We start from the raw sequence: 25,348 nt of genomic DNA, 5'->3' as shown, positions 1-25,348 counted from the left end.
AAACATTGAAAAGTCCATTAAGATATGAAAACATTTTTAAAATATGTAGCAAGAGATATACTCGAGAAATACGGAAACAATCTCAGCGACATTGCCGTCGTGTTTCCAAATAAACGCGCCGCTCTTTTCCTCAACGAGAGTCTGGCACGTTTGACTGATCACCCTATCTGGTCGCCATCTTACATAACTATCAGCGACCTGTTTCGCAAACATAGCACATTGAAAGTTGGAGACCCAATCAAACTTGTTTGCGATTTACATAAAACATTCGTAGCCTGCACTGGTATTGATGAGACCCTAGACCATTTTTATGGATGGGGACAACTTCTTATCACAGATTTTGACGATATTGATAAAAACATGGCAGAAGCAGAAAAACTCTTTGCCAATCTTAGCAATATACATGAACTTGATGACATCTCATATCTTACAGAAGAACAGAAAACGCTGATTAAGAAATTTTTCAGCAATTTCAACGATGATCACAACTCAGAACTCAAAAAGAGATTTCTACAATTATGGAGCCATTTTCTTGATATCTATAAGCAGTTCAACATGCGTCTTGAAGAACAAGGATTGGCTTATGAGGGGGCTCTATACAGGAAAGTTGTAAATGATGAAAATATCAAATTCCAACACAAGAAATATCTCTTTGTCGGTTTTAATATGATGCAAGTAGTAGAACGGAAACTCTGCGACCGCTTGATAAAAGAGGGTAAAGCACATTTCTATTGGGACTACGATGACTATTATATGCAAAACAACCATGAGGCAGGTCACTACATTCGTGAATATCTCAAATATTATCCTAACGAATTGAATGATATGCCTCCTCATGATCTTCGTGAAATTTATCATAACTTTGATAACAATAAAGACATTACATACATATCGGCATCTACAGAAAACATTCAGGCCCGCTATGTAAACCAATGGCTTAAAGAAAAGAAACGCTATAAATATGGAAAAAAAGTAGCAATCGTATTAGCCGATGAAGGATTGTTGCAAAGTGTTATACATAGTCTTCCTACAAACGAAGACATCAAGTCGTTGCCAGATTATTCTGAGAACGACCAGTTATCATATAACATAACATTGGGGTATCCGCTTCAACAGACACCATTCTACAGTTTGCTGCAACAGCTCATCAAGTTGCAGGGCGTAGGTCACCCCAAGCATAGTAACAACTATCGCTTACACAATGTGCTCATGGCACTTCGTCATCCATACACACGCTATATTTCTCAAAATTATAGCAAACTCTTGAGCGCTCTTGACGAGCAGAAGCAGTTCTATCCTACCCGCCAATTCCTAAGCATGGATGGTGATGAAGGCTTATCTCTGCTTTTCAAAGATTTGGGTGAGACTGCAACAGAAAATGAATACAACTTGAGACTCATCCAGTATCTGCTGGATATTTTGAAGACAATAGGTGTGAATAGCAAAGAACAGGACGATCCCCTATTCCAGGAATCGCTCTTCAGAACCTATACATTATTGAACCGTCTGCAAGAACTCATCCAGACAGGAGACTTAGCAGTAGACTGCATCACTCTGGAACGACTCATCCAACAGCTCATCCAGTCAACAAGTATTCCTTTCCATGGTGAACCTGCAGAAGGAATACAGGTAATGGGTGTATTGGAAACTCGAAATCTGGATTTCGAGCATATCTTAGTACTCTCATGCAACGAAGGGAAACTACCGAAAGGAGTGAACGATGCTTCATTTATTCCCTATTCATTGAGAAAGGCATACGGCTTGACTACGGTAGATAACAAAGTAGCTATATACGCCTATTATTTTCACAGTCTGCTCCAACGCTCACACGACATCACTTTGTGTTACAATAACGCAACAGAAGATGGCCAATCGGGTGAGATGAGCCGTTTTATGCTACAACTCCTGGTAGAAAGCCATCATGACATCGAGCGCTTTTCTTTGGTTGCAGGACAAAACACACTGCGTCCTACTTATGAACCAATAGAGAAAAAACTGCATACGCTCAGCCAGCTCAAGAATTTGAAAATGCTTACGCCAACATTTCTGAATACATATTTGAGATGTGAAAAGCAATTCTACTATAAATATGTAGAAGGATTGATTGAGCCAGATGAAATGGATGAGGACGAAGTAGACAACAAAGTATTTGGAAATATATTCCATCGTGCAGCAGAACTGTTCTATCTGGGATTAGCAAGCAGCGATGCTCTGACAACCGACGGTAAAGGAGAACTCAAACTGACTCGTCCTATCGTTGTATCAAAAGAGCAATTAGAGCAAGCCTTAAAAGACGAATCTCTGATTTATCGCCTGGTTGATCAGGCGTTCAGAGAAGAACTCTTTAAAGTTAGCGCTGCAGGGTATCGTCCAAAATATAATGGCCTGCAACTGATCAATAAAGAAGTAATAGCAAGATATATCCGGCAACTTGTCACGATAGATATGCGCCAGGCTCCATTCACCATACTCGGATTAGAGCTGGTTGTAAAAACTGACGTCGAAGTAGAAACAAGTATCGGCAATTTATCTCTGTCAATAGGAGGTTTTATCGACCGACTGGACGCTGTTGCAGCTAACGGTAATGCAAATGGCAATAATCTTGCAGAACGAATCCGCGTAATAGACTATAAAACAGGACGTATTTCAACAACACGTCCAAGAGAACTGAGCGAAGTGTTTGATCCATCCATGCTCAACAAGCATACAGATTATTATTTACAATCTATGCTCTACTCAATTATTGTAAGCCACAACAGAAATCTGAATCCGGCTCAAGAGCCCGTATCTCCAGGCTTGCTGTTTATACAAAATGCAGGAGCAGAAGATTATGATCCGACATTAAAAATGGGCAAGGAACTCATCAGTAGCATAGATGTATACGAAGAAGAGTTTATGAAACAACTGAAAGTTCTCATCGCCAACATCTTTGACAAGGACCAGCCATTCCGACCTACAGATGATAAGCATCGTTGCGAATACTGTCCATACGCAGCTTTATGCAAATCATAGGAACATATATAATATGTGGAAACCAAAATGATTGGTTAAAATGCGCAAAATACTTGCTTTTTTGAATTATTCTATGTATATTTGCAAAAAGAATTATTGAATATGACAGAAAAAGAAATAAACAAGATAGTTAGTGAGAACTTAAACTATGTAAAATCAGTAGCCAACCAGTATAAAGGTAAAGGCGTTGAGTTTGATGACTTGGTTAGCGAAGGAACTCTGGCAATGCTTATGGCAGCCAGAAAGTTCCAAGCCGACCGGGGCACCGATTTTGTGGCTTATGCCGGTCCATTCGTTCACAAGGCTATATCTCAGGCCATCGATAAACAATCAGGACTTTATCGTTTACCGAAAGACCAGAAGAAATTTGCCCCAAGAAACGCAGACAAGGCTGTATCTGTAGATGCGCCACTAAGCGCAAACAATCCGTATACCCTATTAGACATATTAAACGATCCGGATGTAAAGATTGCAGATGATACCCTGAATATAGAAATGATGAAGAAAAAGATGGCAGAAAGCATTGCAGATTTATTGCCACGAGAGAAAGAAATCATCACCAAATTCTATGGTATAGGTGTTCCTAAAGAAACGATGGCTGAAATTGCTGAAGATATGGGGCTCAAACGCGAGCGAGTTCGCCAGATACGAAATCTGACCATACGCAGATTGAACAGGAGTATCCGCCACCAGGCATTGAGAAACTACTTCAAGAGGTAACTCGCAATAGTTTGTAAAAACAAAAAGGAGGGTGAATCATTAACTTATGATACCCCCTCCTTTTTGTTTCATGTTCTAGTTATTAACAATTAAACTTACTCCAATCCCTTAAAATGATTAGCACGATATTGACGAGGAGTAACGCCTATTCGCTTGAAGAAATTAGCATAGAAACTCTGACGAGTATTGAAACCAGCCATTTCGCTGATACCTTCTACACTCATTCTTGCATAACGCTTATCGGTAAGTAAAGACATAGCATCGTTTACTCGATAATCATTCACCAACTCGGCATAATTCTTATGAAATCGAGTTGCGCATACAGCAGAAATATAGCGAGAGTTAGTATTCAAATCCTCTGCAAGTTTCTTGGAACTGTAGTCAGGGTCCTTGTACTTTCTTTCAGTAACAAGAACACGGATTATCTCGTCGCGAAGGCGGTCCTTAGTTTCTTCACTCAGCATAGATTGATATCTTGCTATTTTTTCCTTTTTAGGTTGAATATTGTACTTAGCCATAGTTATGTTATAAAATTTATTACAACAAAGGTACTACTTTTATTTAGAACGACCAAATTTTTTCTCACTTTTTTGAAAAATAAACACAAAAAAGTCGTTTATATGAAATAAAATGGTTATTTTTGCATTAATTTTCAAGCTCAAAGCCGAGTATATCATAATTATTAGTCAAGAAGCATAGATATGAAGCAAATATTGTGGTTTATAAAAACGTATTTTACGTTTGTCATTTTGTTCAGTATTCAGAAACCATTTTTCATGATATTGGAAAAGGCTTCTGCTACACAACCTATCGATAATATCTGGAGCGAAATGCCTACAGTGATGTGGTATGGTTTATCACTCGACCTCTCTATGGCTGGTTACCTCGCCGCACTACCGGGTTTGTTGCTCATCGCAATGATGTGGTTTCGTAAGGAGATTATACGTCCCATTCTGAATGCTTATTTTATATTGGCATCTTTCCTGGTTTCCATTACATTCGTACTGAATGCAGGATTATATCCATATTGGAACTTCCCGCTAGATAGCACTCCATTATATTATTTCTTTACTTCGCCAAAGGATGCACTTGCAAGTGTTGGAGGGCTTTACATCTTTTTTGCTCTTCTCATCACAGTGCTGCTTACCATAGCCGTCTGGTTCGCACTCCGCATGCCTCATACCCAGAAGCGCTATTCCAGCAGATACAGCAACTATGGTTTTGGAGATTTCGGCAGTGGTCGTAGAACACGCTACTCTGACATAGAGCATCATCGTATGCGCCATTCTCTTATTCTGTTGCTGCTTACTGCCCTTCTCTTCATCCCTATCAGAGGAGGATTTACTGTATCTACAACAAATACAGGAAAGGCATATTTCAGCCAAAATGCATTTTTGAATCATGCTGCCGTCAATCCGATGTTCAGCCTGTTTGAATCACTGACCCATCAGGAAGATTTTGCATCGCAATACCGATACATGTCAGAAGAAGAAGCTAACAAGCTCTTTGCTCAAATGGTAAGTTCAAGCGACCAGAATACCTACCCACTCCTGAATGAAGAAGCTCGGAAAAACGGAAAGCCGGATATACTTATTATTATTATGGAAAGCTTTGCCAATGACATCATGCCTTCCGTCGGAACACATAAAGACGTAGCTGTCTGCTTGGACTCAATAGCCAAAAAGGGAATTTTTTTCCCAAGATTCTATTCCAACACTTTCCGCACGGATCGTGGTCTGGTTGCTGTTTTGAGCGGTTATCCTGCACAACCTACAACCAGCATCATGCGCTACCCGGCAAAATCTGCACAATTACCATCATTGGCACGTTCTTTGGCTAAAGCAAAGCATTACGGCAATGCATATTATTATGGTGGTGATGTTGATTTTGCCAACCAACGCTCTTGGCTGATTTCCCAGGGCTATGAGAGAATCATTTCAGATAGTGATTTCCCGATAGAAGACAAATTGAGCAAATGGGGAGTACACGATCATATCGTAGCCAACCGGCTGCTTGCAGACCTCAGGAAAGAACAGAATGCCAAACAGCCTATGCTGAGAGTATTCCAGACTTCAAGCAGTCATGAGCCATTCGATGTACCATATAGCAGACTGAAAGACAAACGTTTAAATGCATTTGCTTACACTGATAGTGTCATAGGTCATCTTCTGCGTGAATACAGCAAATTGCCTAGATGGAAAAATACTTTGGTATTACTCGTTGCCGATCATGTTGGTGCATACAAAGAACATCTTGACAACTTTGACCGCAGCCGCTATCAGATTCCACTTATCATGACCGGTGGAGCAATAGCTCGCCCAATGAATGTTAAGCTTATAGGAAGTCAGCAAGATATAGCAGCTACACTGCTCGGACAATTAGGCATTCCTCACAAAGACTTCTTGTTCAGCAAGAACATGTTGAGTGATGCTACGCCTAAATTTGCATTCTTTGATGTACCCGATGCTTTCGGCATGGTATCAGAGGAGAACTCTATCATCTACGACAACAAATCCCAAAAGGTCGTTTATGATAAAGGCAAAAAAGGTTATAACTTGAAACGAGGCATGGCTTATCTTCAGAAGTTGTACGATGACTTGAGTGCAAAATAGCCCTAACGACAGGGCAACAGATTATCAGAAACAAGAAAGTGAACATTACAGAATTTCATAAAGGAAAGACTATGATAGAATTACTTCATCAAATAGAACAGATTGATACGCAGATTTTTCTGTTTTTCAATGGTTTTCACAACGAGTATTGGGATTACTTCATGATGATTTTCTCAGACCGTTTTGTATGGGTTCCGTTCTATGCCAGTTTTATCTTTGTACTGCTAAAGAATTTTCCTGTCAAGGTTGTGATGAGCACCATAGTTGTTATCACTCTGATTATCTTGTTTTCAGACCAGACTGCATCAGGAATTCTGAAGCCATTAGTAGCAAGAATGCGTCCCAGTAATCCTGATAATCCTATCAGTCCGATGGTACATGTTGTTCAAGGATATCGGGGTGGCAGATATGGTTTTCCATCTTCTCATGCAGCCAATGCATGGAGCATGGCCTTCTTTGCACAATATCTGGTTCGCCGGAGCAAACTCACGATATTCTTATGCCTATGGGCATTGATAACCAGTTATTCCCGCATGTATCTCGGTGTACACTATTTTGGCGACATCCTGATTGGTACCCTCATTGGTTTTTTCTATGCCACCTTATATTATTATATATTTCAGTATTTTTTAAGAAAGCATACCGAACGTTTTAAGCCCAACCACGACATCAGATTTGCAAGCGTCCCTATCATTACGGGGCTCGTTTCTATATGGGTAATCATTTGTACCAGTGGAATACTATCTTTCTATAGCATACCACTGAGATAAACAAATGTATAAAAAGAGTTAGCTTATAAAAATGGTTTAGATTAACATTATTATTAACATATAAAATTTAAAGATTATGAAGAAATTATCAATTCTTGCATTTGCTATGGGTCTGATAGCTTTCACAGCATGTTCTGAGAAAAAAGCACCAGCACCTGCACCAGCTCAGGCAGAACAGACTGTTGTAACCGATTCTGCATTTCAGGCTGCCGCAGCCGGTGAATATAAGAGCGCAGATGGAGAGCGTAGTGTAACTTTGAACAGTGATTTCTCTGTTAAAGTAAAAGGCCTTGATAAGGAATTTTACAAGTGGGAATTGCCAGCTAAGCCAGAAGGTAAAGCAGCTGTGATTATCCTGAGCCGCAAGGGTCTTGATGCCGACGTTCAGGAACAGGCAACACTCGATACAGAAGAAGGTTCAATCATTATTAAGAACGAAACATTCCGCAAAAAGTAATAGAATATGAACCTGGTACAAAAGCAAAACGCCCTCGCTTCACAGCGAAGGCGTTCATTTTTGGTATTAGTTTCATTTAAGGTAAAAAGATTGTATTCAGGATAACGATGCAAAGATAGACATATTTTTCGAAACGAACGAATCTTTTTATATGTTTAAAAACATATTTTGTGAATTATTGCTTTCAAAAGCAAATTATCGCTCCCAAAACAAAATTATCTGCCAGATAATTTCGGTACTTACAATTAAATTTGTATCTTTGCACCATAAAATTTAAAAATTATTCTTTTTATTGAATTATGGCAATTAATGAAGAAAACAATTTGGAAGAGAAGAAAAGTATCTCTTTCGTAGAACAGTTAGTTGAGGAAGACCTCAAAGAAGGCAAAAACGGAGGACGAATCCAGACTCGTTTTCCGCCAGAGCCTAATGGTTATCTGCATATCGGCCATGCCAAAGCTATCTGCATGGACTTTGGTGTTGCAGAGAAATATAATGGTGTTTGCAATCTTCGTTTTGATGACACTAACCCTAGCAAGGAAAACAATGAATATGTAGAGAATATTCTTCAAGACATCCAGTGGCTCGGATTCAAGTGGGGCAATATCTACTATGCTTCAGACTACTTTGAGAAGCTTTGGGATTTTGCTGTCTGGATGATCAAGAAGGGCAATGCATATATAGATGAACAAACTGCTGAAGAAATTGCACAGCAGAAGGGTACTCCTACCTCACCGGGTACTGCTAGTCCATATCGTGATCGCCCAATCGAAGAAAGCCTTGCTTTGTTTGAGAAGATGAATACTCCTGAGGCCGTAGAAGGCAGCATGGTTCTTCGCGCAAAACTCGATATGGCGAATCCAAATATGCATTTCCGCGATCCTATCATGTATCGTATCATCCATACTCCTCATCACCGTACAGGAACAAAATGGCATGCATATCCTATGTATGATTTCGCTCACGGACAGAGTGACTACTTTGAAGGGGTAACCCATTCTATCTGTACATTGGAATTTGTACCTCACCGTCCGCTTTACGATAAGTTCATCGACTTCTTGAAGGAGAAGGACGGAACTGCAGATGTATTAAACGACAATCGTCCACGTCAGATTGAATTCAACCGATTGAACCTCACTTATACAGTAATGAGCAAGCGTAAGCTTCACCAGCTGGTAGATGAGAAACTGGTTATCGGATGGGACGACCCACGTATGCCTACTCTTTGCGGAATGCGCCGTCGCGGTTACTCTCCTGATAGTATTCGTATGTTTATCGACAGTATCGGTTATACTAAGTTCGATGCTCTCAACGATATGGCCTTACTCGAAGCATCTGTTAGAGAAGACTTGAACAAGAAAGCATGCCGTGTGAGTGCAGTACTTGATCCTGTAAAACTCGTAATTACCAACTATCCGGAAGGTGAAACAGAGGAAATGGAAGCAATCAATAATCCAGAAAATGAAGCTGATGGCACACACACCATCACATTCTCTAAGAATCTCTGGATAGAGCGTGCTGACTTTATGGAAGATGCTCCTAAAAAATTCTTCCGAATGACTCCGGGTAAAGAAGTTCGTCTGAAGAATGCTTACATCGTTAAGTGCACTGGATGCACAAAGGACGAAAATGGCGTTATCACTGAGATTCAGGCAGAATACGATCCTATCAGTAAGAGCGGCATGGAAGGTGCCAACCGTAAGGTTAAGGGTACATTGCATTGGGTATCAGCAGATCACTGCGTAAAGGCAGAGGTGCGCGAATACGACCGTCTCTTTATGGTAGAAAATCCATCTGCTGATGAACGTGACTTCCACGAGTTGCTCAACCCGGATAGCTTCCACGACTATCCTAACTGCTATGTTGAGGAATATGCAGCCAACAAGAAGCCAGGTGAATATCTCCAGTTCCAGCGTATCGGTTATTTCATGGCCGATCTTGATTCTACTGCAGAAAAACCAGTATTCAACAAAACCGTTGGCTTGAAAGATACATGGGCAAAACAGAATAAATAAATCACCTATATCTGTCTCAGTTTCAACAGCTGAGACAGATATTTTAGATTCAAGATAACAAATGAATACAGCAGAGCTTTTTCTTTGGATACTCGACAATTTAAATTACTGGGTAGTAACCCTTTTCATGGCTATCGAGAGTTCATTCGTCCCATTCCCATCAGAGGTGGTTGTTCCACCTGCAGCATGGAAAGCCATGGATCCTGATAGCGGAATGTCGTTTATCCTGGTCATCGTATTTGCCACCATTGGTGCCAATATCGGTGCACTTATCAACTATTATTTAGCTAAATGGGTAGGCCGCCCTATCATCTACCGTTTTGCCGACAGCCGCATAGGACATATGTGCCTGATAGACCGCCAAAAGGTAGAAGTTGCAGAAGAGTATTTCCGCAAGCATGGAGCCGCATCCACTATTTTTGGGCGTCTGGTACCAGCTGTCCGCCAATTAATCAGCATTCCAGCCGGTTTAGCAGGTATGCATGTAGGCAAATTCTTGCTCTATACCACAATCGGTGCTGGCATCTGGAATGCTGTTTTAGCAACCATCGGTTGGGGTATTTACCAATATACAGACTATAAAACAACTCAAGATGTATATCAGCAGGCATTAAAGTATAGTCATGAGCTCGGTTACATCATCTTGGCTCTTGCCGTTGTTATTGTAGCATTCCTTGCATACAAGGGGCTCAAGAAGAAATAAGAAACTATCCCCCATCCTGCTTCCTCAAGCGGGATGGGGGATTTTTCTTCAGTATAATTCCCCGCATTCACGGGAAACGACAAGGGTCTATATGCCACGATGAAAAGGTGGCGTATAGACCCTTTTTGCAATATTATACTTCCTTCCAATCAACCAGTCCCTTTCCCATATCATCCAGTTCTATGGCAAGGGCAATCACCTTGCGCTTATCAGCCTTGAAAGGTTCGGCATACTGCTTGGCTTTCATCTGCTCCGTGGCAGCATCAACACCACCGTTGTTGCTCAGTTTCAGCTCCAGCACATAGATAAAGTTAGTGTTTTCTACCACCATATCAATCCTGCCCGTAGCAATCATCTTTTCTACTTCCACACGGCAGCCGATGGCATTGAATATGGTGCTCATTATCAGTCGGTAGCGCTCCTCCATATCCATGCTGGCAAGTTTCTTGTTGCTGTAAGGCACGTCAGCAATAAGCGCCTTCAGGCATTTCATGGCTTCGGGAAGATTGCCAAGGCTGAGGTGAACATTCAGAAATGCCTGGGTAGATTGAAGGTCATTATTCTTGCGCATGGCAAGCGTTGGCAACACGATTTCATTCAAGGCTTGCCGAACCTCGAAGTTAGGAATGCCAAGAAGATAAGTTCCGTTTATGTAACCCTTAATCGTGAGATAGCCCGACTGATAGAGAAACAGCTCTGCTCCACCGCCTGTTACGTCAGAAGTTTCTATGATTGTGTCCAACAGGGCACTATGATCGAAATCCTTCAAACGAATCTCCATGTCATCCACAAACTTAGGAAGCAGCGAGGTTGCACCCGATGAAGCCCAGTAGTTCCTCAGTTTAGAATCAGCGAGTGCATTGATAAGACTGAATGGATTGAAGACATCAACCATATTTTCATGGCTGAAATGATAGCCATCATAATAAGCTGTCAATTGCACTACGGCTTCATCGAAAGTCCATCCCTTACTTGCTGCCAACTTGTTGATTTCCGGTTTGAAATCACGTAAGACTTCTTCCTTCGTGATACCGCAGAGAGCCGCATACTCAGAATCAAAGCTGACGTTGCTCAGATTGTTGAGCACAGAGAAGAGGGAGATTTGTGTAAACTTGGTAATGCCGGTGATGAAGACAAACTTTTCGTATTTATCATCTGCCTTGAGAATGGCAAAAACCTCTCTATAGATAGCGGTACATGCTTCGTGATAAGGAGTCTTCCAGGAATGCTGCAATGGAGAATCGTATTCATCGATGAGGATGGCAACCTGCTGTCCGGTTTGCTCATACGCCCCCACGATTATTGCATCAAAGCGGTCAGCAAGTTTGGCAGTTGGCTTAGGTGTAATGCCATATTCCTTCTCTAATCTGTCGAAAGTGATGTCGAGATAAGAGCGCAATGTTTCCGGTTCTGCGCCCGCACGACTCATATCGAGTCTGATGACAGGTCGCTTCACCCATTCCGTCTCCATCTGCATAATCTTCAACCCCTCAAAGAGTTCCTTCTTACCCAGAAAGTAGGCTTCGAGCGTATCTACCAGCACAGATTTACCAAAGCGTCGTGGGCGGCTCAGGTAGTTGTACGTTTTATTTCTGTTGGCAAGTTGCCAGATGATATCTGTCTTGTCAACATAAAGGTATCCATCCTTTCTGATTTTCTCAAAAGACTGGATGCCTACAGGTAATTTTCTATCATTTATCTCTACCATAATTCCTAATCTTTGTTTTCCAATTGCAAATTTACGACTTTATTTCCAAACCCGCAAGAGATTCCTGTGAAAAGTTTCTGTAAAAGTTAGAGATTGTTGAATGTTGAGTGGTCTATATGCCACGAAGAAAAGGTGGCGTATAGACCCTTGATTATATGGTGATATTCGTAATCTACATCTCCGCTTTCTGGTTCATACCTTTTTCCATACTGTTTCATAGGCCATCCATTTAATTCTATATCTAGTTTCGCTGCAAAATGACGCTTTTTTCCTGAAACGACCAAATAAAAAGCGGGAAAACTGGCTGATAGACATTCATAAATCTCTCTATCACATAAAGCAAATCCCCCAGCCCGCAGTTTGCAGGATGGGGGATTTCTGTAAATACAAACTATATATTATCTACAAAGACATCATTTTAAGATCATAATATAATAATCTTGTATGTGTCGCATCTTCATCATTTTTAGTAAGCTCTAAGAAGCTATTCTTTAAATAGAAAGGTATCGCCTCTATGTATGCATCAACAGTTATAAATCTACAACCCGTTTTATTGTCTTTGGCAAAATATCCTTTGATAAAATTCAGAAGTTTTGTCCCAAGATGCAGCTTTCGTGCATTTTCATCAACAGCTAATCTACATATTTTTACTGCAGGATAGCTTTTGAGACGTTTTGAGTTTTTAAAGCGTCTTTTAAACCTGTTGAACTCAGTGTTGTTCTCAAACTCTGTTAAGGAGATTTTATCATTTGCTAAACTGAAGTATGCAAGGATTACACCATTATTGTCTTCAATAACGTAAGTCACAGCTAGCATCTCTCCACGATACAACTGTGACTCATTTAGAATGAAGTCATTTAAGTCTTCATCCCCACAGTTAAAATTAGATATTCTGTCATTAATATCTAATCGTCGAATCTTTAACGGTTCGCAAATGTCTTTATTATCGTTCATAATCAATTTGCGAATAAACTCATGATATAATTATAGTCACGATTGATTTCTTCTATCTTCTCGTGGCTCTCCTTTGGAGGATTCTTCATCCTTGCCTCAAATACTCTGGCATCTTCACCATAGAGTATAGGCGTTTCTTTTATAGGTCTTGCCATATTTAATTATTTTAAAGTTCAACATCTAATTTCGCTGCAAAATTACGCTTTTTTCCTGAAACGACCAAATAAAAAGCGGGAAAACTGGCTGATAGACATTCATAAATCTCTCTATCACATAAAGCAAATGAGGGTGTGTCATAAGTCTGTGACGCACCCCTTTTTATTTTTTGCCTTTTCACAGATACGAAATCTTTAAAAAACATTTTTATTTACAACAAAGCCCAAACTTTCACAAGCTCGGGCTTTGCCTTTCCGCAAAAGATTTGTATCTTTGCAGAAAACTTCTTTAAGTATGGCAAAGATACAAATAAAATCTGAAACTCGGCACGAATTGAGCTTTTTTCCTAACTCTTTCGATGATTATGTGCCAAAAGACAGCAAAGTTCGTATGGTGGATCGTATTGTTCGCAGTATGGACATCAACCCTCTCATGGATACCTATGATGGGATTGGTGCTCCTCCTTACAGTCCGAAGATGCTTCTAAGTTTAGTTGTTTTTGCCTATATCAATGGCATTTATTCCTGTCGTGGCATAGCGGACGCACTTAAATATGATGTTCGCTATATGTGGATTTGTGGAGGTAAGCAATTATCTTTCGCAACAATCAACCGCTTTAGATCCCATCATATGATTAAATGCATCGACTTCTATTTTGATGCGGTCGTCTCCATATTGGTTGAAAAGGGCGTGATTAGTCTGGAGGAACAATATGTTGATGGCACTAAGATAGAGTCGAAAGCAAACAAGTACACGTTTGTATGGAAGAAGACTGTGGAAAAGAACAGGGCTAAGCTCTTGGAAAAGACCTCTGCTGCATTGGCTCAGATAAAAGAACAAATTCGCCTGAATGGCGGGAGTGACATTAGGGAAGAAGACAGCGAGCCAGCCACTTCCGCCAGGGATGTAGAGAGAAGTGCACGTTTGTGTGAGAGGCAAGCTAAGAACCTTCCTAAGGCAAAACTTACAGGAAGAGAGAAGCAAAAGCTAAATACTCAGATAGATCACTTGTTCAAAGCCTCGGACAAACTGCGCGAGTATGAAAAATCACTGGATATACTGGGTGAGAGAAACAGTTACTCCAAGACTGATCCCGATGCGACCTTCATGCGCCTCAAGGAAGATGCCATGAACAATGGGCAGACAAAGCCTGCCTATAACCTTCAAATTGCGACAGAGAATCAATATTGGACGAATTTCGCCCTTTATCCCAATCCAACAGACACCCTGACCTTCAAGCCTTTTTTGGATAAGTACAAGAAAAGATATGGAAAGCAATCCAAGAGCGTCACCGCAGACTCAGGGTATGGCTCGGAGGAGAACTACGAGTACCTAGAGATGGAAGAGATGATGGGTTATGTAAAGTACAACTGGTTTCACAAGGAACAGCATAAGCCTTTCAAGGAGGATGCCTTCAACCAAGCGAACTTCTACTACAACAGGGATGATGACTATTATGTCTGCCCCATGGGACAACACATGGAACCTTGTGGACAACGGCAAACGAAAAGTGACTCCGGCTATGTGTCTGTCATTACATTATATAGAGCACAACGATGTGATGGATGTCCGCTTGGAAGTCTCTGCAAGAAATCCAAAGGCAACAGAACCATATATGTCAACCATAAACTGAATGCATATAAAAAGGAAGCCTTCCTGCTACTAACGTCTCAAGAGGGCTTGAAACACAGAAGCCAGCGACCGATAGAGCCGGAAGCTGTATTTGGGCAGATGAAGGCAGATATGCATTATAAGCGATTCAGGCATTTCGGAAAGGACAAAGTTTACATGGACATAGGGTTGTTCGGTATAGGATTCAATTTGAAGAAATATTTGGGGATAAAACGATAAAACTCAATTTTGTTTTTTTTATCGTCAGGGATAACTATGCCCTTTTGTGAGCTTTGGGGCTGTTTTGTTATCGATAAAACAAGAAAAGTAAAGTTTCTATACAATATAATAAGATTCCCTTTGTGAAGAAAGACTACGATTCAACTAGAATATATAGAAACACACACAAAAAAGGGTGCGTCACAGACTTATGACACACCCTCATTTCTGTTTATCTGTTATCATCTCTTAGATAATATCTTATTTCAATTTTTCTATTTGTTCCTGGGTAAGACCGGAATACTTCATGATCAGATTGATGTCAACGCCATCAGCAAGCATGTTCCTGGCCCTAGCCCAGGGCATCGCCCGGAGTAATTACGGACACAAACTTGTCGCCCTGTTAAGTAGTTCAAAAAGGGTGTGACATAAATCCATGACACACCCCCTTTTTCATTTTTGCATAGATTACTCTTCATTACAAGCATATTTTGTCCCTTCAGAGAACACGCCAGGCAATAAGGTGGCAACATATCGAAGTTTTACATCATCCGAGATGAAGGTCTTCTTTTCACAGAGGTTGTCAATAATCTCAGCCCCTTTCAGCATAAACTCCTTCTCTTTCTCGCTGAAGGCATAAATATCATTTCCTGAAACAGGCAAGTCTGAATTGAATGTGTACATCTTGCCGCAAATGTCACACTCTTTCTCATTGAACTGTTGATATTCTACACTCGAAAACTCTCTAAAGTCCTCTTCTTTAGGGATAAACCCTAGCTGAAAGATACTCTGTATGGCTTCACCGCCACCGAACAACAAATCAAAAAAATCCATATTTTCTAATTCTTAAAATGAATAATATGACGGATTTCAGGCATTCGTAAAAACCTGACACTTCTGTATATACTAATTTAAAAGTGTACCACTTTCTAATTAGTATATACAAATACCTCTTCTATTTATAGATAATATAGACAAGCCAATCCTATCATCAGAGAATAAGCGAACTCTTTCTCTGCGTCATCAGCCCCTCATAATATCTATCAAGCTTGTCATAACTTACAAATTTCACCCTATCCGAGATAGGCTTGAAATAATCATGGCTCAACTTGGCTATAAATTCATCATGGCGCCTGGCATCAGCCACGATAAACATCTGGGCATTGAAACACTGGAGGTCGGCAAACTTACAGAGAGAATTCTGAATATCCGTAGAATGCTCTACCTCAAAGAAACTATCGGGCATCATCACCTCGCTGCCCAAAGAATTAGGCTGAAACCACATAACGTCTATCGTGCTACTCCTATTCATGAATTCCTGATAGGAGAATGGCGGAACTTTCGTCAATGTGGAGATTTCGCCCAGCTTCACATTGATACATCTCCTGTTCTTATCCTGTGCAGGAACATAGGTTTCAAGTTTCTTCATGTTACCGATATACAGCAGAAGTCCCTGATAATAGGAATGATTGAATTCCTGCACCTGCTCAGAATCCGAATTCGTCACATCTTGTGCCACAATCCCCCTATCCGCCAAGAGACTTCTATATTCCTCCAAAGCCCATAATCCCGGACGAATGCGAAAGATTTCCTTGCGGTCTTGCACAATACGACGTATGGATGCAAATGGAGTCTTGGTATTCCATGTGCAATCCTCAATCTTGAACACCTCCTGATTCAGCTGACCGAATGTAGCACATCCACCCAACCTCTTCAAGGTCTCTATTACAGCTTCGTATTGTTTCATATCTCGCTAAGTTTTATTTCGTTTAAAGCCTGTATAAAAAAATCACTCTGCAAATTTACATCAATATTCAGAAAGAACAAAAAAATATATGAAAAACTTTCTGTTTTTATTCATTTTAACCATTTTTTCTTTTCTTTCTGCCGAATTGATCTTTTTTGATCACGAAAGTTAAAGTATGATCTAATCATTTACAAATCAAATATTTACATTACCTTTGCACCCGAAATGATGAATAAAAAGGCGATATATCATAGGGCTGATGACTTCACTCTCCTTCACGGAGACTGCATCCGGCTGATGGGCGAATTTGATTTCAAGTTCGACATGATCTTCGCCGATCCTCCTTACTTCCTATCCAATGGAGGTATCAGCGTACAGAGCGGGAAGGTGGTGTGCGTGGATAAAGGGGAATGGGATAAGGGCGGCTCGCCCTAACATATCGACCTGTTCAACGAGGAATGGATTGCGGAATGCAGGGAACACCTGGCGGAGAACGGAACTATCTGGATTTCGGGAACCTATCACAACATTTTCTCTGTTGCAAACAAACTGACGCAACTCGGATTCAAAATCCTCAATGTCATCACATGGGCGAAGACAAATCCACCGCCCAATATCTCGTGCCGGTACTTTACCTACAGCACCGAGTTCATCATCTGGGCAAGAAAGTGCCCGAAGAAGCCGCACTACTTCAACTATGACCTGATGAAACTGCTGAACGAGAACAAACAGATGACGGATGTATGGAGGCTGCCAGCCATCGCAAGATGGGAGAAATCGCAGGGCAAGCATCCTACGCAGAAACCGCTCGCCCTGCTGGTACGCATCATCCTGGCTTCAACCCGACACGGAGCATGGATCCTCGACCCGTTCTCGGGAAGCGGAACTACCGGCATCGCTGCCTCGCTGACCGGCAGGCGCTATCTGGGCATAGAAAGGGAAAAGGAATATCTGGACCTGAGCATCAGGAGAAGGGTGGAACTGGAGAACGGGAGTATCGTAAGGAGCTACCGCAAGAAGATAAGGGATATCGTGATTGCGGATGGAGAACCGGAAGAGGCTGATATCTTAGGGGTAACGGATGAGAACAGAATTCAAGATTTGCCTTTCTGATTTTTCGCCGACAAGAGCATCGCATTACCTTTGCTTTACTGAACTTTCGCATGTGGGGAAGTTAGAAGGAAGTTAAGGGACAAATGTCCTGCATTTTAAGCTAGAAGACTATTGTCTCTTAACTTCCCGAACGACCGTAGGGAGTGATAACTTCTTTAACTTCAATAAATTCCCACACTGGCGAAACTTGAATAACTCCTTAAAATTCGTTAACTTCTGAACTTGCGAAACCAGAATCTAATATGCGAAACTTCAAGTTTTCTGCGTTAATATTTGTTTAAAAAACAGTCCTTTTTCGGTATCGTTAACTTCTTTTATCTGATAATTGTTTAACACAACATAAGACGGGATTCCCTACCCCACTCGATTATTCAAAGATTTCAGCGGTAAGAAAAGGGGAAAAAAGGGACCCTAAAAAAAGCACCCATTTCGGAACCAAAAATAAACGCTTAAAATATGTAAAAACGGGCTAAATTCTTAAAATATGTTTATAAAAAGCGAAAAACACCCTTCACCACCCTTCACCCGTAACTATTTGACACACAAAACCTTAAATAAAAAGGTGAAGGGTGAAGGTTTGAAAACTCTTTTTTATATATACGCGCGGCAAGGGAAAAAATCCGTTTTTTCATTTTTCTGATTATCTGGTTTTTCCAAAAATCCTAAAAAAAAGAATATAATATAAGATTTAAAATATACCCTTCACCCTTCACCTCGTCACTTTTCCGATGTTTCGTTTCTTCACTACTTCTTCTTCAAAATACCCCAACAAAAATGGGCGCAAAGCCACCGTGTTAAAAAGTTTAACCTAGGTTATTCTTTGTGAAAAGCGAGTCCTATAGGACTCGCCGCCTAAGTAAAACATTTTGTATAACTTCGCAACATGGAACAGAAGAAAAAGATAAGAAAAAAAGATTTGCTGAAATTTATGGCAGAACTTGAAGATGAAGCCAGATTTAAGCTGGCTATCGCAGAAACATGTGGCGTATCACCAACTATGATTCGCAAAGAAGCTGGGGGACAGGACACTATCGATAAGAAGGCAGATAAGATGACGCTCATACCAGAGTACATATTCGCTATTGATAGAGCCATCAAAACCATTCTCATGGAAAAAGATGATGATGATGCCTTCGAAGGTAAAACCTGGGTTCATGAAGAAAATGTCCATCATAAAACAAGATTCCAGTATTATTGCGATGAAGTGTACATATGGGAACAGAACAAAGGTTCGGCATACTGGAGGGAACATAACAGAGCATGGAGCTACTGGAGATATAGCCTTCCCTACTGGTATATTACTCATAAACTTAAAGAATTATTAGAAGATACAGATTCATAAAACCCAAAAAGAAATGAAAGAGATTAAACCCACAAACGAGACCGGAAAGAACCCGGAAACAGAACAGGAGAAAGAGGTCTTGCCCTCTTTTTTCCAGACTCTGAAGACCTCTACCAGCAAGCCTCTCCCCAACAGAGAGATGCTGGAGTACAACATCATGCATTCGGCACCGGTGAAAACCAATACCGAAGGCTACAGGTCGATGACGAAGGTGGACAAGAGAACGGCAGAGGACATCAAGCACCGGCTGCCCTGCATCACACCCAGCGTGCAGCTCAAGGGAAGTTCCAAGAAGCTGACAGACTTCAGGAAGGAAACCTATTGGCTGATGCTCGATTATGACGACGTGCCCCCCAAAAACATCGCGGCACTCAGGCAGGCCGCCCGGAAAATCCCCTTTACCATGGTCTTCTACATCACCGTCTCGGGTAAGGGATTCCGCATCCTGCTCAGATATATGCGGCCTGAAGGATGCAATCTCACTGCCACCGAACTCCACCTGCTCGCCATCAGGAAAGCCATGAGCATGTACGACAAACTGCTGGGTATCAGCAGCGACAAAAAATGCCAGGACATGGTGAGAAGCTGCGGACTGGCTTACGACCCCGAGGCTTACTTCAACTGGAATGCCGAAGTTCTCCCCATCACCCACGAGGAGGTGGAGAACTTCGAAAAAGCCACAAAGCAACAGGAGGAACAGAACAGGAAAAGACAGACGGAGGCTGAAAAACCCAGAAAGAAAAGCCCTCGCAAACAGGAAGAAGAGACGCCACCCAAAACGCTCACCACCGAAGAGATTCTGCAGTATGTAGACAAACTGGCGGAGAGCTGGGAAGAGCGGTTTGAGGAGCATCATCACAACAGCTACGTAGTGAGATACGCCACATTCTGCCTCTGTTTCGGAGCCGAAAAGGAGGAGGCTGTGAAACACATGGCAGATAAGTTTGGCGGCGAATATGCCGATACCGAGCGGGTGGCACGAGAGATTTACAAGCATACCGAGCGGCTGGGAACCTGGAAGATAAGACAGCAGGGAGATGATGAGCAGAAACGCTATACCAGCATGAGAGCACTGCTGGGATGGCTGGGAGCCCGATATGAAATGCACCACAACACGCTGAGCAACCAGTATGAAGTGCGCGCCATCAACACCGGAGAGAAACTCTATCTCGACTGGACCGAAGTGGATACCCGGGTGAGCAATTCCCTATTCGTGAAAATGGAACTGGATAACATCTGCACCACCCAGAAAAAGCTGGATACGGTAATCAGAAGTAACTTCAGCCCCGAATTCAACCCCATGGAGGAATATCTGAAGAGTCTGCCGAAATGGGACCGAAAGACTGACTATATCGCAGAATTAGCCCATCGGGTAACCGTGATGCAGACAGGCGGTTACCGCCATACGGAGGAGGATTTTGCCTATGCCTTCAGGAAATGGCTGGTCAACATGGTGGTTTGCTGGGTGCGGCCCGATGTCACCAACCAGTCTATCATGGTTTTCGTAGGCAAGGGCGGCATCTTCAAGACCACGTTTTTCGACCATCTCCTGCCGCCCCATCTGCGCAAGTATTTCGCCAACGATTCTACGGGCGACTACAAGAACAAGGATTTCCTGCAGATGTGTGCCAGCAAGGCGATAGTGTGTCTCGATGAGTTCAGTTGTCTGCGTGGCAAGAACCTGGATTCCTTCAAGAGCAACATTACGAAGCGCAACATCAGCATGCGAATCCCTTATGCCGAGTGGGACTGCATTCTGCAGAACAATGCGGGGTTCTGTGCCACGAGCAATGAGGTTCATATCATCGATGATGACGAGAACCGCCGTTTCCTCATCTGGCGCATCGAGAAGATCAAGAGTCCCATCGACTTCCCCTTCAATTACGAGGGCATCTACTCCCAGGCTGTGGCACTGGCTCAGGAGGTGATAGAGAAGCGCCGGAGGGGTGAGCCCTGCGACTGGGTTTACTGGTTTACGAAGGAGGAGAATGAGGAGATTCAGCGCCACAATCTTTATTTCCGTGTGAACAACTATATAGCCGAGCGCATCAACAAGTTCTACCGTGTTCCTGATGCCGATACGCCGTCCGAGTTCTGCAAGTTTGTTACGGCGAGTGATGTGATGGAGCGCATCTGCACGAACCCCGCCTTCCGCCAGTCGATGTCGAACAAGGATATTTCGATGTTCATGGAGGCGCTGGGATTCAAGAAGATTCACCGCAAGACGGGCAACGGCTGGAAGGTGATAGAAATGCGTCCTGACGAGATAGAGAACAACCAGAAGATGGATGGCAGCGAGAATATTCCGCCCGGGGATCTCCCATTTTAGGAAATTCTGCTTCGGAGATATTTTTTTATCTTTCGGAGATATTTCCGTATCTTTCGGAGGGATTTTCTTATGATTCGGAGAGATTTTATTCTACCAGGCAGAAGAAAGAAGCAACTGACAAAAACAGACTAAAAAGAACAAATTATGATAGAAGACAGAAGTTACGGGAAGGCAGAGCTTGCCATGCTCTACTTTCCCACCGCTACCCCCAGGGTAGCGCTCAACCGGCTGGTGAGATGGATCAACCGGTGCCCCGAGCTCAAGCAGAGCCTCTGTTCGGGCTACGCCGGCAAGTTTTCCCACTTCTACACCCGGCAACAAGTAGCAGAAATCATCGAATTTCTGGATGAACCATAAAAAATCACCCTGGAAGGGAATGCATACAACACACTATGCATATCCCTTCCAGGGTGAGTTTATTATAGGAAAAAATACCCGTTTTTTAAACGCTTTTGCCCTTAGACTTCCAGTCGTCAATCGTCCCCGTCTTAGACGAGAAATTGCAGCCTATCAGGTAAATCGTTCTGTTGTCTGTAGCATACTCACGGGCATATCCTTTTTCCTCGATTTGTTTCAAGGCTTCAGTCGCTGACCCATCACGCTTAAATTCGAAGATATATACAAACATTGGGGTCTCAATAATGCAATCAACCCGTCCTTCACTTTGCTCCTTTTCTATTAGAACGGTAAAACTGCTTATCATGCGAATCACCAGATAGAAGGTATATTGAAAGTATCGCTCTTTTTCCCGCTCGTCATCTTTACGACGTTGGCTATAGGGTATACTGGCGAAGAAGGAAGTGAGTAGTTTCTCCAATTTGTCACAATCTCCCATCTTCATCGTATTAACAACTTCTACGACCCAAGCGTCAGGCGATTCCTTGGGCTTCAGATAGTTGGCAGCCACCATGGTTACGAAACCAGCTTTTACTTCATCGTTTGGAAAATCCAAGAGATAAGAATCGGTATCCATGTTCCAATCCTTAATGGTGAGATAACCACTCTGGTAAATCATTGGCAATGGAGCCTCTGTATCCGCCTTGTAATCTATAAAACTGCTGGTAGGATAAAATTTCCCTGTCAGTTCATTGAGGTTTTCGTCGAAGTGAGCTAATAAGCGGACCAGATAAGTAGGCGAACCTGTACGGAACCAGAAATCACTCAGGATTTTCTTACTCAGTGAGTTCAAGATACTGAAAGGATTGTAGATGTCGAGCATGCTTGGGCTGAAATGGTAACCGTCATATTTGCGCTTGAGCCGATATTTCATCTCATCCCCAGACACTTTATATCTTGCAGCCATTGCCTTGATTTGCTCATCAAAGACAGAATACAGTTCCTCTTCCGTGATGCCGCAAAGAGCCTCGTAGCGGTCGTCCATGCTGATGTCATCTGGTTGGTTGAAACCACTGAATACGCTTACTTGCGAGAACTTGGTAACACCAGTCAACAGCACGAATTTCAAATCTTTGTCAGCAGCCTTGAAGACACTATAGAAACCTTTCATGATTTCACGATGTCGGTCTTCCAGCAAACGTTCGTTGCCTTCAGAATCGAAGGTCTTTAACCCTGTGTCTAAAACATCCAGTAAAGGTTTGTCATATTCATCTATCAGGACAACGGCGCCAAGTCCTGTCTTTTCGTGGGCAGCTTTCAAAACAGCCATAAATCTGTCTCCCAAAGTGTTGGCCAATGGGTTTCTGCCATAATTCAGTTCTTGGGTTTCAACAAAAGTCTGCAAGGTTTTTTCCAATTCGCCTGCCTGTGTGAAGTCCTTGCCGTTGAAATCAATATGAAAAACAGAATATTGCTTCCATTCTTTTTCTAATTGTTCGATGGCAAGTCCTTTAAACAGTTCTTTCTTTCCTTGGAAGTAGCATTCCAGGGTAGAAATCAACAACGACTTTCCGAATCGTCTTGGACGACTCAGAAAATATATATTCCCATTGTGTACTAAATCATAAATCAAGTCTGTCTTGTCAAGATAGACATAACCATCATTTCTAATTTTTCCAAAGTCTTGTATTCCTATAGGATATTTCATATTGTTGCTTTTTATTGAATTTTTGGCAAAGTTACGAAAAAAGTTGGTATCTGCAAAATAATGCGGAATAAAATGTCTTTATTTTCAGATAAAAGCAATTCTTATGCTATATATCCCTGCGCTCCGCTCTACATCGTTGAAAGTTCAGTAACATAAAAAAATACCACTTTTTCAACTTTTTTTCCCGAATCCCTGCAAATCGCACAAATCGCATAGTTGGGGGTTCGGGAATGTTGTATCTTTGTATCGTCAATCAGAGAGGTTGATGCAGCAACGGTCTCGGCGGAGACACTGACTGCTTTTTACTAAAACTAAATTTTTAAAAGTATGATTCTCATCAAGTTAGCGAAGAACAAGAACAAGACAATCAAGGAAGCGTATGGCAAGTATTATGCGCGACCAGTAGTAACAGAAACCATCGGTATCGATGAACTCGCCGAACACATGGCGAGCCACAACACCCCGTTCTCGAAGGGTGCCATCAAGGGCCTTCTCACCGATATGGTGAGCTGTGTGAAGGAGCTCGTACTCCAGAACAAGGCAGTGAAGATAGACGACCTCGCCATCTTCTCCATAGGCATCATCAACAAGATGGGAGCCGCCAGCATCAAGGAGTGGAGCCTCGCCAAGTTTGTAGAAGGCTACCGCCTCAGAGCACGTGCTACCGGCAAGCTCAGCAACACCCAGCTCTCTCTCGATGCCAACGCCAAGAACGCCATGGATCTCCTCAACTCTAGCGAGAGCGCTGCAGGCGATACCACCACTGGCGATACCACACAGGGCGGCGGAACCACTGAGGGCGGCGGTACATCACAAGGCGGCAGCACCGACGGAACAGGCGACAACGGAAACGGTCTGGAGTAGTGATCCGTCTCTCAAATATGCGAAACGACAGAAGAAGGAAGGAGTGAACTGACCGGCGACAGGGATATTCCGAAGGCACAAAGCGGCTAGTTTTCATCCTGACGATTACGGATAAACAGCAAATCATAATGACCCAAGAACCTGCCTTTTACGGGTATCCGGGCCTGGCAGTTCCTCCCCCCGCCCTTCTTCTTCCAGAAACGCTTACTGAAACTAAATTTCAACCACTAAAACAAGCATGTGACTATCATTATCCACTTAGTATTAATCATTAAAAAACAAAGCAAAATGAAAAAAGTAAATTGGAAAGCCATCATCAACTTCCTCATCACGGTATTAACAGCTATAGCCAGCTCATTCTGTGTACAGAACTGCTAAAAAAGGGAGGTTGCCATGACACAGAAACATCGTAGCATTTCACTCATCGTGATTCACTGTTCTGCCACGAGAGTGACACAGGATTTCACATTCGAGCAGTTGGAGGCCTGCCATCTTGCCCGCGGTTTCAAGAGTATCGGATATCATTATTACATCACGAAGGATGGTGTGGTATATCCGGGTCGCCCGGAATCGGAAGTAGGAGCCCATGCCCGTCATTACAATGCGCACAGCATCGGCATCTGTTATGAGGGAGGTCTCGACAAGAACGGCAAGCCTGCCGATACGCGCACTCCAGCCCAGAATCAGGCTCTGTATTCGCTTCTGGAGAGCCTCTGCCTCTCCTATCCTGATGCAGAGATACTGGGCCACCGCGATTTGCCGAACGTTCACAAAGACTGTCCGTCGTTTGATGTCAAGCGATGGCTGAAGTTGGTAGATTTCCACATCTAGCCGATTTTCGGAAAGGATTTCATTGTATTTATTTTTTTAAGTTGATTCAAGCCCCACAGGTAGTATTCCTGCGGGGCTTTTTCTGTTTCATCGGCGTTATATGGACTATTTATCAGAAAAATCATATACGAAAATGAAAAA

21 protein-coding genes and 1 pseudogene are annotated in these 25,348 nt (G+C 42.3%); 15 read left to right on the top strand and 7 right to left on the bottom strand.

Annotated features, from left to right (window positions below; genetic code table 11):
* Positions 1–24 precede the first annotated feature (24 nt).
* Together RCO84_RS05245 and RCO84_RS05240 are read left to right on the top strand one after the other, a co-directional pair.
* A complete protein-coding gene (locus tag RCO84_RS05245) occupies positions 25–3,012 on the top strand; it encodes a PD-(D/E)XK nuclease family protein (protein WP_317584204.1) in 2,988 nt (995 codons plus the stop codon).
* A 102-nt stretch (positions 3,013–3,114) separates the two neighbouring features.
* Entirely contained in the window at positions 3,115–3,732 is a 618-nt protein-coding gene (locus RCO84_RS05240) for a sigma-70 family RNA polymerase sigma factor (RefSeq protein ID WP_006846726.1), read from the top strand.
* 95 nt (positions 3,733–3,827) lie between these two features.
* Here RCO84_RS05240 and RCO84_RS05235 read toward each other — a convergent pair whose 3' ends face one another.
* Positions 3,828–4,196 (bottom strand): helix-turn-helix domain-containing protein, encoded by a 369-nt coding sequence (locus RCO84_RS05235; protein ID WP_228023599.1) that lies wholly within the window; start codon positions 4,194–4,196, stop codon positions 3,828–3,830.
* Between the two features lie 237 nt (positions 4,197–4,433).
* Between RCO84_RS05235 and RCO84_RS05230 the strand changes: the two genes are divergently transcribed.
* The 5 genes from RCO84_RS05230 (at position 4,434) to RCO84_RS05210 (ending at position 10,289) form a co-directional block, all read left to right on the top strand.
* Positions 4,434–6,344 carry an LTA synthase family protein gene (locus RCO84_RS05230; RefSeq protein ID WP_317584203.1) on the top strand — a complete coding sequence of 637 codons (1,911 nt, stop codon included), beginning with the start codon at positions 4,434–4,436 and terminating at the stop codon, positions 6,342–6,344.
* A gap of 71 nt (positions 6,345–6,415) precedes the next feature.
* Entirely contained in the window at positions 6,416–7,114 is a 699-nt protein-coding gene (locus tag RCO84_RS05225) for a phosphatase PAP2 family protein (protein WP_118153391.1), read from the top strand.
* A gap of 76 nt (positions 7,115–7,190) precedes the next feature.
* Complete coding sequence (locus RCO84_RS05220) at positions 7,191–7,571, top strand: hypothetical protein (protein WP_144153095.1); 381 nt, start codon at positions 7,191–7,193, stop codon at positions 7,569–7,571.
* A 299-nt stretch (positions 7,572–7,870) separates the two neighbouring features.
* On the top strand, positions 7,871–9,586 hold the full coding sequence (locus tag RCO84_RS05215; RefSeq protein ID WP_317584201.1) for a glutamine--tRNA ligase/YqeY domain fusion protein: 1,716 nt from the start codon (positions 7,871–7,873) through the stop codon (positions 9,584–9,586).
* A 61-nt stretch (positions 9,587–9,647) separates the two neighbouring features.
* Positions 9,648–10,289, top strand: a complete 642-nt coding sequence (locus RCO84_RS05210; protein WP_317584199.1) for a DedA family protein — start codon at positions 9,648–9,650, stop codon at positions 10,287–10,289.
* 133 nt (positions 10,290–10,422) lie between these two features.
* Here the strand turns inward: RCO84_RS05210 and RCO84_RS05205 are convergent, their stop codons facing one another.
* The 3 genes from RCO84_RS05205 to RCO84_RS05195 form a co-directional block, all read right to left on the bottom strand.
* Positions 10,423–11,997, bottom strand: a complete 1,575-nt coding sequence (locus RCO84_RS05205; protein ID WP_317584198.1) for an ATP-binding protein — start codon at positions 11,995–11,997, stop codon at positions 10,423–10,425.
* A 402-nt stretch (positions 11,998–12,399) separates the two neighbouring features.
* Entirely contained in the window at positions 12,400–12,951 is a 552-nt protein-coding gene (locus tag RCO84_RS05200; protein WP_117726893.1) for a GNAT family N-acetyltransferase, read from the bottom strand.
* A gap of 2 nt (positions 12,952–12,953) precedes the next feature.
* The gene (locus RCO84_RS05195) at positions 12,954–13,106 is read right to left on the bottom strand and encodes a hypothetical protein (protein WP_181975234.1); all 153 of its coding nucleotides are present in this window, start codon (positions 13,104–13,106) and stop codon (positions 12,954–12,956) included.
* A 295-nt stretch (positions 13,107–13,401) separates the two neighbouring features.
* Between RCO84_RS05195 and RCO84_RS05190 the strand changes: the two genes are divergently transcribed.
* Positions 13,402–14,958, top strand: a complete 1,557-nt coding sequence (locus RCO84_RS05190) for an IS1182 family transposase (RefSeq protein ID WP_317584196.1) — start codon at positions 13,402–13,404, stop codon at positions 14,956–14,958.
* A 447-nt stretch (positions 14,959–15,405) separates the two neighbouring features.
* On the opposite strand, the gene RCO84_RS05185 is transcribed toward RCO84_RS05190, so the two are convergent.
* The gene (locus RCO84_RS05185) at positions 15,406–15,771 is read right to left on the bottom strand and encodes a hypothetical protein (protein WP_118200648.1); all 366 of its coding nucleotides are present in this window, start codon (positions 15,769–15,771) and stop codon (positions 15,406–15,408) included.
* 157 nt (positions 15,772–15,928) lie between these two features.
* A complete protein-coding gene (locus tag RCO84_RS05180) occupies positions 15,929–16,684 on the bottom strand; it encodes a hypothetical protein (RefSeq protein WP_144153087.1) in 756 nt (251 codons plus the stop codon).
* A gap of 228 nt (positions 16,685–16,912) precedes the next feature.
* On the opposite strand from RCO84_RS05180, the pseudogene RCO84_RS05175 reads away from it, so the two are divergent.
* The 4 genes and pseudogenes from RCO84_RS05175 (at position 16,913) to RCO84_RS05160 (ending at position 21,825) form a co-directional block, all read left to right on the top strand.
* Positions 16,913–17,797: pseudogene (locus RCO84_RS05175) on the top strand (DNA-methyltransferase).
* Positions 17,798–18,680: 883 nt separating this feature from the next.
* The gene (locus tag RCO84_RS05170) at positions 18,681–19,139 is read left to right on the top strand and encodes a hypothetical protein (protein WP_287854578.1); all 459 of its coding nucleotides are present in this window, start codon (positions 18,681–18,683) and stop codon (positions 19,137–19,139) included.
* A 13-nt stretch (positions 19,140–19,152) separates the two neighbouring features.
* Positions 19,153–21,468, top strand: coding sequence for a BT4734/BF3469 family protein (locus tag RCO84_RS05165; RefSeq protein WP_317584193.1), 2,316 nt, complete (start codon positions 19,153–19,155; stop codon positions 21,466–21,468).
* Positions 21,469–21,612: 144 nt separating this feature from the next.
* On the top strand, positions 21,613–21,825 hold the full coding sequence (locus RCO84_RS05160; protein ID WP_006846744.1) for a DUF4248 domain-containing protein: 213 nt from the start codon (positions 21,613–21,615) through the stop codon (positions 21,823–21,825).
* Positions 21,826–21,910: 85 nt separating this feature from the next.
* On the opposite strand, the gene RCO84_RS05155 is transcribed toward RCO84_RS05160, so the two are convergent.
* Positions 21,911–23,512 (bottom strand): ATP-binding protein, encoded by a 1,602-nt coding sequence (locus RCO84_RS05155; protein WP_317584192.1) that lies wholly within the window; start codon positions 23,510–23,512, stop codon positions 21,911–21,913.
* 327 nt (positions 23,513–23,839) lie between these two features.
* On the opposite strand from RCO84_RS05155, the gene RCO84_RS05150 reads away from it, so the two are divergent.
* The 3 genes from RCO84_RS05150 to RCO84_RS05140 all read left to right on the top strand — a co-directional run bounded on the left by RCO84_RS05150 (position 23,840) and on the right by RCO84_RS05140 (position 25,207).
* Positions 23,840–24,376, top strand: coding sequence for an HU family DNA-binding protein (locus tag RCO84_RS05150; RefSeq protein ID WP_317584191.1), 537 nt, complete (start codon positions 23,840–23,842; stop codon positions 24,374–24,376).
* 288 nt (positions 24,377–24,664) lie between these two features.
* Entirely contained in the window at positions 24,665–24,754 is a 90-nt protein-coding gene (locus tag RCO84_RS05145) for a smalltalk protein (protein WP_317584189.1), read from the top strand.
* 15 nt (positions 24,755–24,769) lie between these two features.
* Positions 24,770–25,207 (top strand): N-acetylmuramoyl-L-alanine amidase, encoded by a 438-nt coding sequence (locus RCO84_RS05140; RefSeq protein ID WP_006846748.1) that lies wholly within the window; start codon positions 24,770–24,772, stop codon positions 25,205–25,207.
* Positions 25,208–25,348 lie beyond the last annotated feature (141 nt).

The organism is Segatella copri (assembly GCF_949820605.1).
Taxonomy (GTDB): domain Bacteria; phylum Bacteroidota; class Bacteroidia; order Bacteroidales; family Bacteroidaceae; genus Prevotella.
The sequence above is the reverse complement of the archived record's forward strand: the minus strand, read 5'-3'. Positions and strand labels throughout refer to the sequence as shown.

Bases quoted from the DNA above. Each gene is read 5' to 3' on its own strand.
- RCO84_RS05245 (WP_317584204.1), top strand. From the start codon at position 25: ATGAAAACATTTTTAAAATATGTAGCAAGAGATATACTCGAGAAATAC.
- RCO84_RS05240 (WP_006846726.1), top strand. From the start codon at position 3,115: ATGACAGAAAAAGAAATAAACAAGATAGTTAGTGAGAACTTAAACTAT.
- RCO84_RS05235 (WP_228023599.1), bottom strand. From the start codon at position 4,196: ATGCTGAGTGAAGAAACTAAGGACCGCCTTCGCGACGAGATAATCCGT.
- RCO84_RS05230 (WP_317584203.1), top strand. From the start codon at position 4,434: ATGAAGCAAATATTGTGGTTTATAAAAACGTATTTTACGTTTGTCATT.
- RCO84_RS05225 (WP_118153391.1), top strand. From the start codon at position 6,416: ATGATAGAATTACTTCATCAAATAGAACAGATTGATACGCAGATTTTT.
- RCO84_RS05220 (WP_144153095.1), top strand. From the start codon at position 7,191: ATGAAGAAATTATCAATTCTTGCATTTGCTATGGGTCTGATAGCTTTC.
- RCO84_RS05215 (WP_317584201.1), top strand. From the start codon at position 7,871: ATGGCAATTAATGAAGAAAACAATTTGGAAGAGAAGAAAAGTATCTCT.
- RCO84_RS05210 (WP_317584199.1), top strand. From the start codon at position 9,648: ATGAATACAGCAGAGCTTTTTCTTTGGATACTCGACAATTTAAATTAC.
- RCO84_RS05205 (WP_317584198.1), bottom strand. From the start codon at position 11,997: ATGGTAGAGATAAATGATAGAAAATTACCTGTAGGCATCCAGTCTTTT.
- RCO84_RS05200 (WP_117726893.1), bottom strand. From the start codon at position 12,951: ATGAACGATAATAAAGACATTTGCGAACCGTTAAAGATTCGACGATTA.
- RCO84_RS05195 (WP_181975234.1), bottom strand. From the start codon at position 13,106: ATGGCAAGACCTATAAAAGAAACGCCTATACTCTATGGTGAAGATGCC.
- RCO84_RS05190 (WP_317584196.1), top strand. From the start codon at position 13,402: ATGGCAAAGATACAAATAAAATCTGAAACTCGGCACGAATTGAGCTTT.
- RCO84_RS05185 (WP_118200648.1), bottom strand. From the start codon at position 15,771: ATGGATTTTTTTGATTTGTTGTTCGGTGGCGGTGAAGCCATACAGAGT.
- RCO84_RS05180 (WP_144153087.1), bottom strand. From the start codon at position 16,684: ATGAAACAATACGAAGCTGTAATAGAGACCTTGAAGAGGTTGGGTGGA.
- RCO84_RS05170 (WP_287854578.1), top strand. From the start codon at position 18,681: ATGGAACAGAAGAAAAAGATAAGAAAAAAAGATTTGCTGAAATTTATG.
- RCO84_RS05165 (WP_317584193.1), top strand. From the start codon at position 19,153: ATGAAAGAGATTAAACCCACAAACGAGACCGGAAAGAACCCGGAAACA.
- RCO84_RS05160 (WP_006846744.1), top strand. From the start codon at position 21,613: ATGATAGAAGACAGAAGTTACGGGAAGGCAGAGCTTGCCATGCTCTAC.
- RCO84_RS05155 (WP_317584192.1), bottom strand. From the start codon at position 23,512: ATGAAATATCCTATAGGAATACAAGACTTTGGAAAAATTAGAAATGAT.
- RCO84_RS05150 (WP_317584191.1), top strand. From the start codon at position 23,840: ATGATTCTCATCAAGTTAGCGAAGAACAAGAACAAGACAATCAAGGAA.
- RCO84_RS05145 (WP_317584189.1), top strand. From the start codon at position 24,665: ATGAAAAAAGTAAATTGGAAAGCCATCATCAACTTCCTCATCACGGTA.
- RCO84_RS05140 (WP_006846748.1), top strand. From the start codon at position 24,770: ATGACACAGAAACATCGTAGCATTTCACTCATCGTGATTCACTGTTCT.